Source organism: Pseudomonas sp. o96-267 (genome assembly GCF_003935465.1).
GTDB lineage: Bacteria > Pseudomonadota > Gammaproteobacteria > Pseudomonadales > Pseudomonadaceae > Aquipseudomonas > Aquipseudomonas sediminis.
In genome coordinates this window covers 77963-90933 of the sequence record NZ_RHQP01000009.1, presented here as the reverse complement: position 1 = coordinate 90933, position 12971 = coordinate 77963, and the positions used below count along the sequence as shown (strand labels likewise).

The following is a 12971-nucleotide window of genomic DNA, read 5'->3' as shown; positions in this document are numbered from 1 at the left end:
AGCGGCTTCAGCCGCGAGATTTTATGCTCGAGCCAAACCGCTGAGGCTCACTTGCCCGACTTGATCGAGGTCCACGCCCGCGTACGCACGCGCTCGATCTTCTGCGGCAGCGGCTGCACCACGTACAGCGACTTCTGCAGCTCCGGCGTCGGCGTCAGGTCGTGGTCGTCGGCGATTTCAGCGCCCACCAGCTGCATGCCCGGTACGTTGGGGTTGGGGTAGCCGAGAAAATCGCTGATCGGCGCGATCACCTTGGGTTCGAGCAGGTGGTTGATGAAGGCGTGGGCTTCGTCCGAATTCCTGGCGCTCTTGGGGATAGCCCAGGTGTCGAACCAGATCGGCGCGCCTTCTTTCGGCAGACGCCAGTTGATCGTCACACCGTTGCCGGCTTCCTTGGCGCGGTTGGCGAACTGGTAGAAGCTGCCCGAATAACCGATGGCCACGCAAATGTCGCCGTTGGCGATGTCGGTCATGTACTTGGCCGAGTGGAAGTAGGCCACGTACGGACGCACTTTCAGCAGCAGTTCGGTGACCTTGTCATAGTCGGCCGGGTTGGTGCTGTTGGGGTCCAGACCCATGTAATGCAGGGCGATGGGGATGATCTCGGTCGGCGAGTCGAGCATGGCCACACCGCAGGATTTCAGCTTCTCCATGTACTCGGGCTTGAACACCAGGTCCCAGCTGTTGACCGGCGCGTCCTCACCGAGCGCGGCCTTGACCTTGTCCGGGTTGTAGCCGATCAGCACGGTGCCGTACATGTAGGGCACACCGTACTGGTTGCCCGGGTCATTCTTCTCCAGCAGGCCAAGCAGTACCGGGTCGAGGTTCTTCCAGTTGGGGATTTTCGACTTGTCCAGCGGGGCAAACACGCCGGCCTTGATCTGGGTTTCGAGGAACTGGTTGGACGGAATCACCAGGTCATAGCCGGAGTTGCCGGTGAGCAGCTTGGCCTCCAGCGCCTCGTTGGTCTCGAAGGTGTCCCAGGTGATCTGGATGCCGGACTCCTTCTGGAAGTCCTTGGGCACCTCCGGAAGGATGTAGTCGGCCCAGTTGTATACGCGCAGCTCCTTGGCCTGCACCGCACCGCTGAGCAGGGTGGCGCCGCACAGGGCGGCACCGAGCATCTGTTTGATGGCTTTCATCGTTCTAGCACCCCTGAAATATTGCTCTTGTTTGGCAGATTTCTGATTGCTGAAGAGGCGCCGATCAGGCGCCTTCGAATCCTTCCAGCACGTTGACCGCGTTGACGCCGATGGCTTCCACGGCGTAGCCGCCTTCCATGATGAACAGCGTCGGCAGGCCCAGCGCGGCAATACGCCGGCCCATGGCCAGGTAGTCCGGGCTGTCGAGCTTGAACTGCGAAATCGGGTCTTCCATGTAGGTGTCCACGCCCAGCGACACCACCAGCACCTCGGCGCCGTACTCGGCGATGCGCTGGCAGGCCTGCTCCAGTGCGGCGCTCCAGGTCTCCCAGGAGCTGCCCATCGGCAACGGGTAATTGAAGTTGTAGCCCTCGCCAGCACCCTCGCCCAGTTCGTCGGCATAACCGAGGAAGAACGGGAACTCTTCGGCCGGGTCGCCGTGGATGGAGGCGAACAGCACGTCGCTGCGCTGGTAGAAGATGTCCTGGGTGCCGTTGCCGTGGTGGTAGTCGACATCGAGGATGGCCACCTTCTTGCTGCCCTGGTCGAGGAAGGCCTGGGCGGCGATAGCGGCGTTGTTCAGGTAGCAGTAACCGCCCATCACGTCGCCGGCGGCATGGTGGCCTGGCGGACGGCACAGGGCGAAGGCGCTGTGGGCACCGTTGGCGATCTCCTGCTGGGCGCTGAGCGCCACCTGCGCGGCGCTGTAGGCGGCCTGCCAGGTGCCGGCGGTGATCGGCGCACCGCCGTCGAAGCTGTAGTAGCCGAGCTGGCCGTGCAGGTCGTTGGGGATCATCCGGCGCAGGGTGCGCGCCGGCCAGGTGAACGGCAGCAGGTCGCCCTTGCCGCCCTGCTCCTGCCAGCGCGCCCAGGCACCCTTGAAGAACTCCAGGTAAGCCTTGCTGTGGATGCGCTCGATGGGCGCCAAGCCGAAATCCCTGGGTGCGCGAACCTCGCCGAGCTGGCGATTGTTCACACGGGCGAGGATATGGTCGGCGCGCTGCGGCTTCTCGAAGCAGGGCATCAGTTGCCCGTCGATCAGCTCGCATTTGCCGTGATGCAGGTGGTGGTCGTCGCTGTAGTAGGTGAGCATGCAAAGCGCTCCAGGCTCGTTGTTGTGCCTGCATTGTTCGCCTGCTCGGCCAGCGTCGAGAACGCTGGCAACGGCCAAAAGGGGATCGAAATGGCCAAATTGCGCTACCACCCGGATGCTCACCGGCAAGATGTAACGAGGTGTGAGCCTTAAGTTTTCGTTAAGCCAGGACGCCGAAGGTGACGGCTCCGAACCCCATCAGGAGCCTCACCATGCGTCGTCTACTGCTCGTTTCCGCCCTGCTCGCCTGTGCCGCTCCGGCCTTCGCCAAGACCGAATGCACCACGGCCGAACGCTCCACCTGGCAAGACCCCGACCAGTTCCAGGCCAAGCTGGTGGCCGACGGCTACAAGATCAACAAGTTCAAGGTCACCGAAGGCAACTGCTACGAGATCTACGGCTTCGACAAGGAAGGCCGCAAGGTCGAGATCTACCACGACCCGGTCAGCGGCAAGGCCGTGAAGACCGAGATCGACGACTAAGCGCAGCCCGGCGCTGGCCCTGGCGGCCGGCGCCTCGTGACGAGAGCCCCGCCATGCCCCTTTTAGCCCGCACCGCCCTGGGCGGTCTGCTGCTGCTCGGCGCCACGCCGCTGCTGGCCGACACCGATTGTGCCCGCCCCGACCGCAGCGCCTGGATGCCGGAGTCGCAGTTCCGCGAGCGGATGAAGCGCCAGGGCGTACAGATCACCAAGTTCCGCATCACTCCCGGCCACTGCTACGAGATCTACGGCTTCGACGCTGCCGGTCGCAAGCTGGAGGTCTACTACGACCCGGTCGACGCCCGACCGGTAGAAGAAGTCGCCAGCTCGTACCTAGCGCCTCCCAGCCATCCCTGAACCCGCGACCATGACCTCGACCTTCAAGACCTGCGCCCTGGTGCTGGGCGCGGCCACGGTGTTCGCCTGCGCCTGGCTCGGCGCCGCGCCCCATGCGCTGGCACCCTTCGCCAGCCAGCCAGCGCCACCCGCGGCCGACGCGACACCGACCCTGGCCGCGCACTTCGCCTCCTCCGATCTGGAGGATTTCGTGCATTCCGCCTCCATCACCGGCCTGCCCGGCGGCGACCTGATGGCGGCCTGGTTCGCCGGCAGCCGCGAAGGTGCCGCAGACGTACAGATTCGCGCCGCGCGTTTCGATGCCGCCAGTGGCCAGTGGAGCGCCGAGCGCGTGCTGGCTACCCGTGAAGCTACCCAACGCGCGGTCGGCAAGCACATCCGCAAGCTGGGTAACCCGGTGATCAGCCTGGCGCCGGACAATCGCCTGTGGCTGTTCTACGTCTCGGTATCGCTCGGCGGCTGGGCTGGTAGCGCGGTCAACGCCATGGTCTCCGACGACCTCGGTGAAACCTGGTCGGCGCCCCGCCAACTGGTCACCAGCCCGTTTCTGAATATCAGCACCCTGGTGCGCGCCGCGCCGGTGTTCCATGCCGACGGCAGCATCGGCCTGCCGGTGTATCACGAGTTCCTCGGCAAGTTTCCCGAGTACCTGCACCTGAGCGCGAATGGCGAGGTGCTGGGCAAGTACCGCATCGGCAAGGGTCGCTATTCGCTGCAGCCCACCGTGGTGCCGCTGGACGAGCGCCGTGCCGTGGCCCTGCTGCGCTATGCCGGTGAGGAACATCACCGCGTGCTGGCCAGCTACAGCGAAGACGCCGGGCGTAGCTGGAGCCGACCGGAACCAGTAGAACCGAGCAACCCCAACTCGTCCCTGGCGGCGGTCGGTCGCCCCGACGGCAGCCTGCTGGTGGCGATGAACGACCTGGAGGACGGCCGTTTCCGCCTGACCCTCTACGCCACCGACGCCAAGCTCGCCAACTGGCGCACCCTGGGCGAGCTGGACGAGACGCCCAACCCTTGGGGCGAACCGATTCCGCGCGACGAATTTCCCGCCGTGGTCAGCGAGAAATACCGCGCCAGCGGCGGCAGACCCGAGCTGCAGGCGCGCTTTCTCGAACAAGTAAGCGCGCGCATGTGCAGCGCCGAAGGCTGCACCTTCGACTACGAGTACCCCTACTTCACCCGCGACCGCGAAGGCACCTACCACCTCGTCTATTCGTGGAACGACATGTTCATCAAGCACCTGGCCTTCAACGAGGCCTGGCTGTCGGAGCGCCGCCCGCATGACTGACTTCTGGCTGCCGCACCTGGCCTTCGCCCTGCTGGTTTTCCTGATCTTCACGCGACTGACGCGCAATAAACTCCCACGCGGCATTCTGCTGGCGGGCTGCCTGCTGCTCAGCCTGCTGCCGGTGCAAGGCATCAGCCTGGCGCTGCAGTTGCGCACCTATATCGGCGACCTGTCGGTGGCCAGCCTGGTGCTGCTTGGCTGGGCGACCATGAGCCGCTTCGGCGTGCCACCTACCAGCGCCGGTGATCGCCTGGCCAGCCTGGCGCTGTTCGCCGGTCTGGCCGTGCTGCTTTACCCGGCGGCGCTGGGCCTGAGTTATGCCGACCCCTACCAGCTCGGCTTCGAACCCAGGCCGATGCTGCTGGTGCTGGGCCTGCTGTGCGTGGTGCTGATCGTCCAGCGCAGCTGGCTCGGCGCCCTGGCGCTGGTACTGGCGACCCTGGCCTTCACCCTGCGCCTGGGCGCATCGGAAAACTACTGGGACTACCTGATCGACCCCTACCTGGCCCTCTACAGCCTCGGCGCGCTGCTTCTGGCAGGCGGACGCTGGCTGCTGATTCGACTCTCGACTCGAACAAGGAACCTCGCATGAGCTGGCTGAAATCCCGCCGCCTGCATTACCTGGCAGGCCTGACGGCGCTGCTGTTCGTGCTCTTCGCTACCCTGCGCGGGGTGTTTCTGCTGGGCTTCTCCGCTGTCGACAGCGTGAGCGACTCGGACGTGCTGCCCACCCTCGGCATCGGCCTGCGCTTCGACCTGCGTCTGGCCCTGCTGTTGATGCTGCCGGTAGGACTCCTGCTGGCGCTACCGAAGCTGCGCCTGGCGCGCTTTCGAGCCATACGCTGGTTGCTGCGCGGCTATCTACTGCTGGCCGTAGCGGCGCTGGGCCTGCTGTACATAGTCGACTTCGGCCACTACGCCTACCTGGGTGTGCGCCTCAATGCCACGGTGCTGCGCTTTGCCGGCGATGCGCAGATTTCCGCCGGCATGCTCTGGCAGACCTACCCGGTCCTGTGGATAACCCTGGCCTGGCTGCTGGGTGTGGCGCTGTGGGCCTGGGCGCTGCTGCGCCTGGAGCGTGCCACCCTGGATCGCCCTGCCAGCGGCAAGGTCGGCGTGCTGCCGGCCCTTGGCGGCGCGGCGGTTATGGGCGTGCTGGTGTTTTTCGGCCTGCTCGGTCGCGCCAGCGCGCTGAACCTGGAGAACCCGGTGCCGCTGCGCTGGAGCGATGCCTTCTACAGCGGCAACAGCCAGATCGGCGCGCTCGGCCTCAACCCGGCGCTGTTTCTCTTCGACACCCTCAAGCTCGAACCCGCCGCCTTCGACGAAGCGGCCACGCGCGAGCACTACGAGGTAGTGGCCGATTACCTGGGCGTCAGCGAGCGCGATGCGCAGGGGCTGAACTTCTTCCGTCAGCAGCCGGTGCAGTCGCATCGCATCCAGGCCGAGCGCCAGCCGAATGTGGTTTTCGTCATGCTCGAATCCCTCGGCACCAGCGCCGTCGGCGCCTACGGCAACCCGCTGAACCCGACGCCGAATCTGGATCGTCTGGCCCAGCAAAGCTGGTTCTTCCGCCACTTCTACGTGCCGGTGACCGGCACCGCCAAGACCGTGTGGGCGAGCATCACCGGCATCCCTGACGTATCGAGACAGGAGACGGCGACGCGCAACCCGCTGATCGCTCGCCAGCGCACGCTGATCAACGCGCTCGAAGGCCACGAGAAGTTCTACATGATCGGCGGCAACGCCGGCTGGGCCAACATCAACGCGCTGATCCGCCAAAGTATCGACGACGTGCAGCTCTATGAAGAGCGTCACTGGCAGTCGCCACAGGTGGACGTGTGGGGCATTTCCGACCTGGATTTCTTCAAGGAAAGCACGCGCATCCTGGGTGCACTGCCCAAGGACAAACCGTTCTTCGCTTACCTGCAGACCTCCGGCAACCACCGCCCCTTCACCATCCCCAAGGACAACGACGGTTTCGAGGCGCTCGACCTGCCGTTGGAACAGGTGCAGCAGGCCGGCTCGCGCAGCGTCGAGCAGTACAACGCCGTGCGTCTGCTGGACTTCAACATCGGCCGCCTGATGGAGCTGGCCAAGGAGCAGGGCTTCTACGACGACACCATTTTCGTCTTCTTCGGCGACCACAACACCCGCATCAGCCAGATTCCGCACATGGCGCCGGCCTTCGAGCAGCTGGGGCTGGAGAGCAACAACGTGCCGCTGCTGATTCATGCACCGAAATGGTTGGCGCCGCGCGAGTTCGACGCAGCCGTGGGTCTGGCCGACCTGCTGCCGACGGTGGCCGGGCTCGTCGGCGTGCCCTTCGACAACGGCGGCCTGGGTCGCGACCTGCAACTGCCGGCGCCGGAAGGTGAGCGGGTGGTACCGCTGGTGCTGCAGGAAGGCACCTTCCCGGTGATCGGCGCGGTGACCCGGGATTTTCTCGTGCAGATGCAGCACGACGGCAGCTCACCGACCCTGCACGACCTGCGCTCGCCGACGCCGCGTGACAATGTGGCCGAGCAGCACCCGCAAGAGTTCCAGCGCCTGCTGGGGCTAAGCCGTGGCCTGCACGAAGCCGCGCGGTTGCAGATGTATCGCAACGTACAAGCAGAGAAGTGAGCACACTTGTGGGAGGCGCTTTAGCGGCGAGCGTTTATCGCGGCAAAGCCGCTCCTACGGAGTGTGTAGGAGCGGCTTTAGCCGCGAATGCCATTGATCATCTCAGGCGCGAAAGCGACTCGGCGGCACGCCGCTCCAACGTTGGAAAGCATGGCGGAAGCTGGCGGTTTCGCTGAAGCCGAGCACTTCGGCGATGCGGTACACAGGCCATTGCTCCTCATTGAGCAGAGCCTTGGCACGCTCGAAGCGCAACTCGTCGAGCAGGCCCTGATAGCTGGTACCCAGTTCCTGCAGGTGGCGACGCAAGGTACGCGGCGAGCAGTGCATCTGCTGCGCCAGGTTCTCCAGCCCCGGCGGCTCGGCCAACTGTGCGGCCAGCAAATGGCGCACCCGCTCCAGCCAGGCCTGGCGGCTGCTGAACTCAGCGTTCAGCCGCCGGCAGCGCTCCACCATGTCGCCGTGGGTAACGCTGTCGGCCAGCGGCAGCCGGCGCTCCAGCAACGCGGCAGGAAAGGCGAAGGCATTACGTTGCGCCGTGAAGCGCAACGGGCAGGGAAAACTCTTTGCATAGCGCTTCATATAGCGCGGCTGGGCATAGGTGAACTCGGCCCCCTCCAACGGCATCGGCTGGCGCAGCAGCTCGTCGCCGATCAGCTTCAGCGAAGCCAGGCACATCTCCACGTTGAACACTTCCAGCGCCTCGACATCGCGGTAGCCGCTGGCGCAGATCCAGGCCAGCTCACCTTCCACCTGCAGATCGAGGCGGAAATAGGTGCCGAGCAACGCCGGGTACTGCAACAGCAGGCGCCAGGCGTCACCAAAGGTGGCAGCCGACAGTGCGGCGTAACCCAACAGCCCATAGGAGGAAACATGCAGGCTGCGCCCCAACTCCAGCCCCATGTCGGCACGTAGGGCCAGGGCATTGGCGCACACCTGCAACTCCTGCACCCGGGTGATGCGCGCGTCGGCATTGTCCAGATCAGCCGCACCAATACCGCTCCCGGCCAGCAATTGCGGGCGCAACTCGGGCTGGTCGGCGAAGCGTTGCAGGATCAGGGAAACCACGTGCAGGGTGGTCAGCGAGGCGTGCAGCATGATGCGTTCCGTGGGGGAAGACTGAGAATAGAACGCAAGAAATATGCCGCGAGGGGCGGGTCAACGCCCGCCCGATACGATCAACGGTTACGCAGGATGGCGTTGATGAAGTCGCCCTGGTTGGCTTCATCCGAATGGGTGGTGAACTGCAGCTGGCCGTCCTTCTCGTGCAGTTTCATCGCCTCGCCGAAGCGGCAATCGACGCCCTTGAGGGTCTTGGCTTCGGCCTTGTAGCGGTCATCACGGCCGCACAGATAGGCCATCTGATTGACCACCTCGCCGCAGAAGCTCGGCACGCTGAGGCCAATCAGTTGCTCGTCGCTGATCGCGCTCCAGTCCACCTTGGTCGTCAGCGGTGTGCCGCAGGCCTTGGAAGCTTCGCTATCCATCTCCTGCAGGCGGGCGCTGTAGTCGGCCAGGCGCTGCTTGCGGTCGAAGGCAGCCAGGCGCGCCTGCAGGCCATCCTTTTCCTGCTTCTCATAGAGCGCCAGGAGATCCTTCGGCTTCAGCGCCTTGGTCTTGTCCTCGTTGTAGCTGAGTTCGAAGCCCTGAGTGTTCGGCAGGTTGAGCTGGTAGCTCTCGCCGCTCCAGGCGCGCCGCTTGTTCAACAGGTTGTAGTCACGACCATCGAGGCGGATGCCGTAGTCGCGCTGCTCGTTGCCCAGCTCGCGAACATCGGTGAGGAACACCACTTCGTCGAGCGGGTGGTTGATGCCGCGGACCTGCACCAGCGCCTGCTTGCCGTCGGCAGAAGGAGCCAGCGCCAGGCTGACGCCCTGGCCGGCATCGAAGACCTGCGGATGCTTGGCCAGATCCAGCGCAGCGGCTTGAAGAGAGAGCAGGGAGAGAGCAACGAGCGAAACGTACTGTTTCATGACGACACGTCCTTGTACGGATGAAGGGCGCACAGTATAGCCAGCCGTCTGGCGGCGATCTGTGCGCTCTTCCGCGTCCGTTCTGTAGGAAAATTGCCTATCCGTGGCCATTTCTTTGCCTTAGAACTGCAGCACGACGCGCCCCTCGATCTGCCCGCTGCGCATCTGATCGAAGATGCCGTTGATGTTGTCGAGACTGTCGCTGTGCACCGTGGCCTTGACCAAGCCTTCACCGGCGAAGTCCAGCGCCTCCTGCAGGTCGGCACGGGTGCCGACGATGGAGCCGGTGATGGTGATGGCCTTGAGCACCACGTCGAAAATCGGCGTGGGGAAGTCGCCCGGCGGCAGGCCGACCAGCGCCACCGTACCGTGCCGGCGCGCCATGCCGATGGCCTGGCCAAAGGCGGCGTTGGACACCGCAGTGACCAGCACGCCGTGGGCGCCGCCGATATCGCGCTGCACCACCTCGGCCGGATTTTCCTTGCGCGCGTTGATGGTCAGGCTGGCGCCGAGCTTGCGCGCCAACTCCAGCTTGGCATCGTCGACGTCCACCGCGACCACGTGCAGGCCCATGGCACGGGCGTATTGCACGGCGACATGACCCAGGCCGCCAATACCGGAGATCGCTACCCACTGTCCGGGGCGTGCCTTGGTTTCCTTGAGGCCCTTGTACACCGTCACCCCCGCGCAGAGGATCGGCGCGATCTCGAGGAAGTCGACATTCTTCGGCAGGACGCCGACGTAATTCGGGTCAGCCAGCACGTATTCGGCATAGCCACCGTTGATCGAGTAGCCGGTGTTCTGCTGGCTCTCGCACAGGGTTTCCCAGCCGGTCAGGCAGTGCTCGCAGCAGCCGCAGGCGGTGTACAGCCAGGGCACGCCGACGCGGTCGCCCTCCTTGCCCCGAGTCACACCGCTGCCGACCGCCGCCACGTAGCCGACGCCCTCGTGACCGGGAATGAACGGCAAGCTCGGCTTCACCGGCCAGTCGCCCTCGGCGGCGTGCAAGTCGGTGTGGCAGACGCCCGAAGCTTCGATCTTCACCAGGATCTGCCCGGGGCCAGGCAGCGGAGTCTTCACCTCCTCGATGCGCAGGGGTTCGCCAAAGGCGTGGACGACTGCGGCTTTCATGGTCTGGTTCATGTGCTGTTCCTCTTCCATGCGAGTGGAACACCAGTGTGCGCACGCAGCCCGCACCGGTATTGCTCCAGAGCAAGGTTTAGGCGGTTTTCCCGCTCTGCCACATCCTGCATGACAAACGGTCGTCGCCACTGCCCGCCAGCGCTGGCTTTGCGTTATACTGCGCGGCCTTCGGCCGGCAGCACCCGGCCAACGAATCATGACAAGCCACGCTGGCCCGCCCGCGTGGCTTGTTGGTTTTTGACGCGCCGCGAGGCGCCCGAGAGAAGAGGCACGACGATGAGCGCACTGGTTGGCGTGATCATGGGCTCCAAGTCCGATTGGTCCACCCTTAGCCACACCGCCGAGATGCTGGACAAGCTGGGCATCCCCCACGAGGTCAAGGTGGTCTCCGCCCACCGCACCCCAGACCTGCTGTTCCAGTACGCCGAAGAGGCAGAAGCACGCGGCATTCAGGTGATCATCGCCGGTGCCGGTGGCGCCGCTCACCTGCCGGGTATGTGCGCAGCCAAAACCCATCTGCCGGTGCTCGGCGTACCGGTGCAGTCGTCGATGCTCTCGGGCGTCGACTCGCTGCTGTCGATCGTGCAGATGCCTGCTGGTATCCCGGTCGCTACCCTGGCCATCGGCAAGGCCGGCGCGGTCAACGCCGCCCTGCTGGCCGCCAGCATCATCGGTCACCAGCACCCGCAGTTCCACGCGGCGCTGAAGCAGTTCCGCCAGGAACAGACCGATACCGTGCTGAGCAACCCGGATCCGCGCGAGGCCTGAAGCCCATTCCATCAGGGGCTGCGACACAGCGCATTCGAACGCTGTGAGCTGCTCGGAATGCTCACTTACCGGGGTAAACTCCGCTTCCTGCGCTGCGGGCAACGTTCAACTGCTTGGTTCGCCACCTGCTGAAAAAGGGGCTTTGTTATGAAAATCGGTGTGATCGGTGGCGGCCAACTGGGCCGCATGATGGCCTTGGCGGGCACCCCGCTGGGCATGAACTTCGCTTTCCTCGACCCGGCGCCGGACGCCTGCGCGCAGGCGCTCGGCGAGCATATCCGTGCCGACTACGGCGACCAGGATCATCTGCGCCAGCTGGCCGACGAGGTCGACCTGGTCACCTTCGAATTCGAGAGCGTGCCAGCGGAAACCGTGGCCTTCCTCTCGCAGTTCGTGCCGGTCTACCCGAGCGCGCAAGCCCTGCGCATCGCCCGTGACCGCTGGTTCGAGAAGTCCATGTTCCGTGAGCTGGGCATCCCCACACCGGAGTTCGCCGATATCCAGTCGCAGGCCGACCTCGACGCTGCGGTTGCCAGCATTGGCCTGCCAGCGGTGATGAAGACCCGTACCCTGGGCTATGACGGCAAGGGCCAGAAAGTCCTGCGCAAGCCGGAAGACGTCACCGACGCCTTCGCCGAACTGGGCAGCGTGCCGTGCATCCTCGAGGGCTTCGTGCCCTTCACCAGCGAGGTGTCGCTGATCGCCGTGCGTGCACGCGATGGCGAAACGCGCTTCTACCCGCTGGTTCACAACACCCACGACAGCGGCATTCTCGCCCTGTCCATCGCCAGCACCGATCACCCGCTGCAGGCGCTGGCCGAAGACTACGTCGGCCGCGTGCTGGACAAGCTCGATTACGTCGGCGTGCTGGCCTTCGAGTTCTTCGAAGTAGACGGCGGCCTCAAGGCCAACGAGATCGCCCCGCGCGTGCACAACTCCGGGCACTGGACCATCGAAGGCGCCGAGTGCAGCCAGTTCGAGAACCACCTGCGCGCCGTCGCCGGCCTGCCGTTGGGCTCCACCGCCAAGCTGGGCGAGAGCGCCATGCTCAACTTCATCGGTGAAGTGCCGCCAGTGGACAAGGTGATCAGCATCGCTGACTGCCATCTGCACCACTACGGCAAGGCCTTCAAGGACGGACGCAAGGTCGGCCATGCCACCCTGCGCAGCGCAGACCGCGCCACGTTGGATGCGCGTATCGCCGACGTTCAGGCGCTGATCGCCGAAGACTGACAGATCGATTCGCAGCTAGACTCTTGAACGACGGTGGTCGTTCAAGAGCCCCCCATGAAGCGTCTTCTTTCCTTACTGCCATTACTGTTTTCGCTGACCTGTGTTGGCGCGCCAGAGGTGCTGCGGGTCGACTTTCGCGAACGACCGCCGGAAATGCGCGCTGTCGACGGTCTGCCCAGCGGCCCGCTGATCAGCGTACTGGAAACGGCCGCACACCGTATCGGGGTGGGTCTGCAGTGGCGTGAAGCGCCCTTCTTGCGCAGTCTTGAGGACCTGCGCTCCGGGCGAGTCGACCTGGTGCCACGCGTGCTGCTCACTCAACAGCGCCGCGAGTACATCCATTTCCTGCCCAGCATCGGCAGTCAGCAACTGAACGTTCGCTTCGTCGTGCGCCCTGGGGAAGAAGCCAGGCTGAGCCGCTACGCGGATCTGTACGAGCTGTCTCTGGGTGTTAAACGCGGTACGTCCTATTTCGAACCTTTCGACAGCGATGACCTGCTCGGCCGCGCCTATGCCAGCGACGATGCGCAGCTGGCCGCGATGTTCCGGGCTGGGCGCCTGGACACCATCGCGGTGATCGACGCCGCACCGATGGAGGCGCAATTCCAGGCCATGAATTTTCGCGCCTACAGCTACGCGCACTACACCCACCAGCAGGTACTGGGCAACCACTTCGGCGCATCGCTGAAACGCTACCAGAGCGACCGGCGCGAGCTATATGACCGCCTGGGCGCTGAGCTGCAACGCATGCGTGAAGAGGGCGAAGTTGCCCTGATCTACCGCCGTTATGGCGTTCTGCCGCCAGACGAGGCGAACTGATAGCCCCGTTGACTTGTCTCATGACGCGCCTGCCGCACACGCGGCACTC

13 protein-coding genes are annotated in these 12971 nt (G+C 64.8%); 8 read left to right on the top strand and 5 right to left on the bottom strand.

Annotated features, from left to right (window positions below):
* Nucleotides 1-47: 47 nt before the first annotated feature.
* Nucleotides 48-1142, bottom strand: a complete 1095-nt coding sequence (locus EGJ86_RS08390; RefSeq protein ID WP_125834757.1) for a polyamine ABC transporter substrate-binding protein — start codon at nt 1140-1142, stop codon at nt 48-50.
* A gap of 64 nt (nt 1143-1206) precedes the next feature.
* A complete protein-coding gene (locus tag EGJ86_RS08385; protein ID WP_125834756.1) occupies nt 1207-2235 on the bottom strand; it encodes a histone deacetylase family protein in 1029 nt (342 codons plus the stop codon).
* A gap of 212 nt (nt 2236-2447) precedes the next feature.
* Here EGJ86_RS08385 and EGJ86_RS08380 point away from each other — a divergent pair, with 212 nt between their 5' ends.
* The 5 genes from EGJ86_RS08380 to EGJ86_RS08360 are packed head-to-tail and all read left to right on the top strand — an operon-like array spanning nt 2448 to nt 6989.
* Nucleotides 2448-2717: a PepSY domain-containing protein gene (locus EGJ86_RS08380; protein ID WP_125834755.1), complete on the top strand. Its 270-nt coding sequence runs from the start codon at nt 2448-2450 to the stop codon at nt 2715-2717.
* A 53-nt stretch (nt 2718-2770) separates the two neighbouring features.
* Complete coding sequence (locus EGJ86_RS08375) at nt 2771-3073, top strand: PepSY domain-containing protein (RefSeq protein WP_125834754.1); 303 nt, start codon at nt 2771-2773, stop codon at nt 3071-3073.
* A gap of 10 nt (nt 3074-3083) precedes the next feature.
* The gene (locus tag EGJ86_RS08370; RefSeq protein ID WP_125834753.1) at nt 3084-4364 is read left to right on the top strand and encodes an exo-alpha-sialidase; all 1281 of its coding nucleotides are present in this window, start codon (nt 3084-3086) and stop codon (nt 4362-4364) included.
* Nucleotides 4357-4956, top strand: coding sequence for a hypothetical protein (locus EGJ86_RS08365; protein WP_125834752.1), 600 nt, complete (start codon nt 4357-4359; stop codon nt 4954-4956). The genes EGJ86_RS08370 and EGJ86_RS08365 overlap by 8 nt, the downstream gene beginning before the upstream one ends.
* Nucleotides 4953-6989 carry an LTA synthase family protein gene (locus tag EGJ86_RS08360; protein ID WP_125834751.1) on the top strand — a complete coding sequence of 679 codons (2037 nt, stop codon included), beginning with the start codon at nt 4953-4955 and terminating at the stop codon, nt 6987-6989. The genes EGJ86_RS08365 and EGJ86_RS08360 overlap by 4 nt, the downstream gene beginning before the upstream one ends.
* Before the next feature lie 102 nt (nt 6990-7091).
* Here the strand turns inward: EGJ86_RS08360 and EGJ86_RS08355 are convergent, their stop codons facing one another.
* From EGJ86_RS08355 to adhP, 3 genes are all read right to left on the bottom strand, one after another.
* Complete coding sequence (locus EGJ86_RS08355; RefSeq protein ID WP_125834750.1) at nt 7092-8084, bottom strand: AraC family transcriptional regulator; 993 nt, start codon at nt 8082-8084, stop codon at nt 7092-7094.
* A gap of 80 nt (nt 8085-8164) precedes the next feature.
* The gene (locus EGJ86_RS08350; RefSeq protein WP_125834749.1) at nt 8165-8959 is read right to left on the bottom strand and encodes a hypothetical protein; all 795 of its coding nucleotides are present in this window, start codon (nt 8957-8959) and stop codon (nt 8165-8167) included.
* A gap of 120 nt (nt 8960-9079) precedes the next feature.
* The gene (adhP, locus tag EGJ86_RS08345; protein WP_125834748.1) at nt 9080-10102 is read right to left on the bottom strand and encodes an alcohol dehydrogenase AdhP; all 1023 of its coding nucleotides are present in this window, start codon (nt 10100-10102) and stop codon (nt 9080-9082) included.
* Nucleotides 10103-10378: 276 nt separating this feature from the next.
* Here adhP and purE point away from each other — a divergent pair, with 276 nt between their 5' ends.
* From purE to EGJ86_RS08330, 3 genes are all read left to right on the top strand, one after another.
* Complete coding sequence (purE, locus tag EGJ86_RS08340) at nt 10379-10870, top strand: 5-(carboxyamino)imidazole ribonucleotide mutase (RefSeq protein WP_106734749.1); 492 nt, start codon at nt 10379-10381, stop codon at nt 10868-10870.
* A gap of 147 nt (nt 10871-11017) precedes the next feature.
* Nucleotides 11018-12103 carry a 5-(carboxyamino)imidazole ribonucleotide synthase gene (locus EGJ86_RS08335; protein WP_125834747.1) on the top strand — a complete coding sequence of 362 codons (1086 nt, stop codon included), beginning with the start codon at nt 11018-11020 and terminating at the stop codon, nt 12101-12103.
* Between the two features lie 54 nt (nt 12104-12157).
* The gene (locus EGJ86_RS08330; RefSeq protein ID WP_125834746.1) at nt 12158-12922 is read left to right on the top strand and encodes an ABC transporter substrate-binding protein; all 765 of its coding nucleotides are present in this window, start codon (nt 12158-12160) and stop codon (nt 12920-12922) included.
* Nucleotides 12923-12971: the final 49 nt, after the last annotated feature.

What these genes read in the sequence shown, in the direction of transcription:
- EGJ86_RS08390 (WP_125834757.1), bottom strand. Translation starts at nt 1,142, where the DNA reads ATGAAAGCCATCAAACAGATGCTCGGTGCCGCCCTGTGCGGCGCCACC.
- EGJ86_RS08385 (WP_125834756.1), bottom strand. Translation starts at nt 2,235, where the DNA reads ATGCTCACCTACTACAGCGACGACCACCACCTGCATCACGGCAAATGC.
- EGJ86_RS08380 (WP_125834755.1), top strand. Translation starts at nt 2,448, where the DNA reads ATGCGTCGTCTACTGCTCGTTTCCGCCCTGCTCGCCTGTGCCGCTCCG.
- EGJ86_RS08375 (WP_125834754.1), top strand. Translation starts at nt 2,771, where the DNA reads ATGCCCCTTTTAGCCCGCACCGCCCTGGGCGGTCTGCTGCTGCTCGGC.
- EGJ86_RS08370 (WP_125834753.1), top strand. Translation starts at nt 3,084, where the DNA reads ATGACCTCGACCTTCAAGACCTGCGCCCTGGTGCTGGGCGCGGCCACG.
- EGJ86_RS08365 (WP_125834752.1), top strand. Translation starts at nt 4,357, where the DNA reads ATGACTGACTTCTGGCTGCCGCACCTGGCCTTCGCCCTGCTGGTTTTC.
- EGJ86_RS08360 (WP_125834751.1), top strand. Translation starts at nt 4,953, where the DNA reads ATGAGCTGGCTGAAATCCCGCCGCCTGCATTACCTGGCAGGCCTGACG.
- EGJ86_RS08355 (WP_125834750.1), bottom strand. Translation starts at nt 8,084, where the DNA reads ATGCTGCACGCCTCGCTGACCACCCTGCACGTGGTTTCCCTGATCCTG.
- EGJ86_RS08350 (WP_125834749.1), bottom strand. Translation starts at nt 8,959, where the DNA reads ATGAAACAGTACGTTTCGCTCGTTGCTCTCTCCCTGCTCTCTCTTCAA.
- adhP (WP_125834748.1), bottom strand. Translation starts at nt 10,102, where the DNA reads ATGAACCAGACCATGAAAGCCGCAGTCGTCCACGCCTTTGGCGAACCC.
- purE (WP_106734749.1), top strand. Translation starts at nt 10,379, where the DNA reads ATGAGCGCACTGGTTGGCGTGATCATGGGCTCCAAGTCCGATTGGTCC.
- EGJ86_RS08335 (WP_125834747.1), top strand. Translation starts at nt 11,018, where the DNA reads ATGAAAATCGGTGTGATCGGTGGCGGCCAACTGGGCCGCATGATGGCC.
- EGJ86_RS08330 (WP_125834746.1), top strand. Translation starts at nt 12,158, where the DNA reads ATGAAGCGTCTTCTTTCCTTACTGCCATTACTGTTTTCGCTGACCTGT.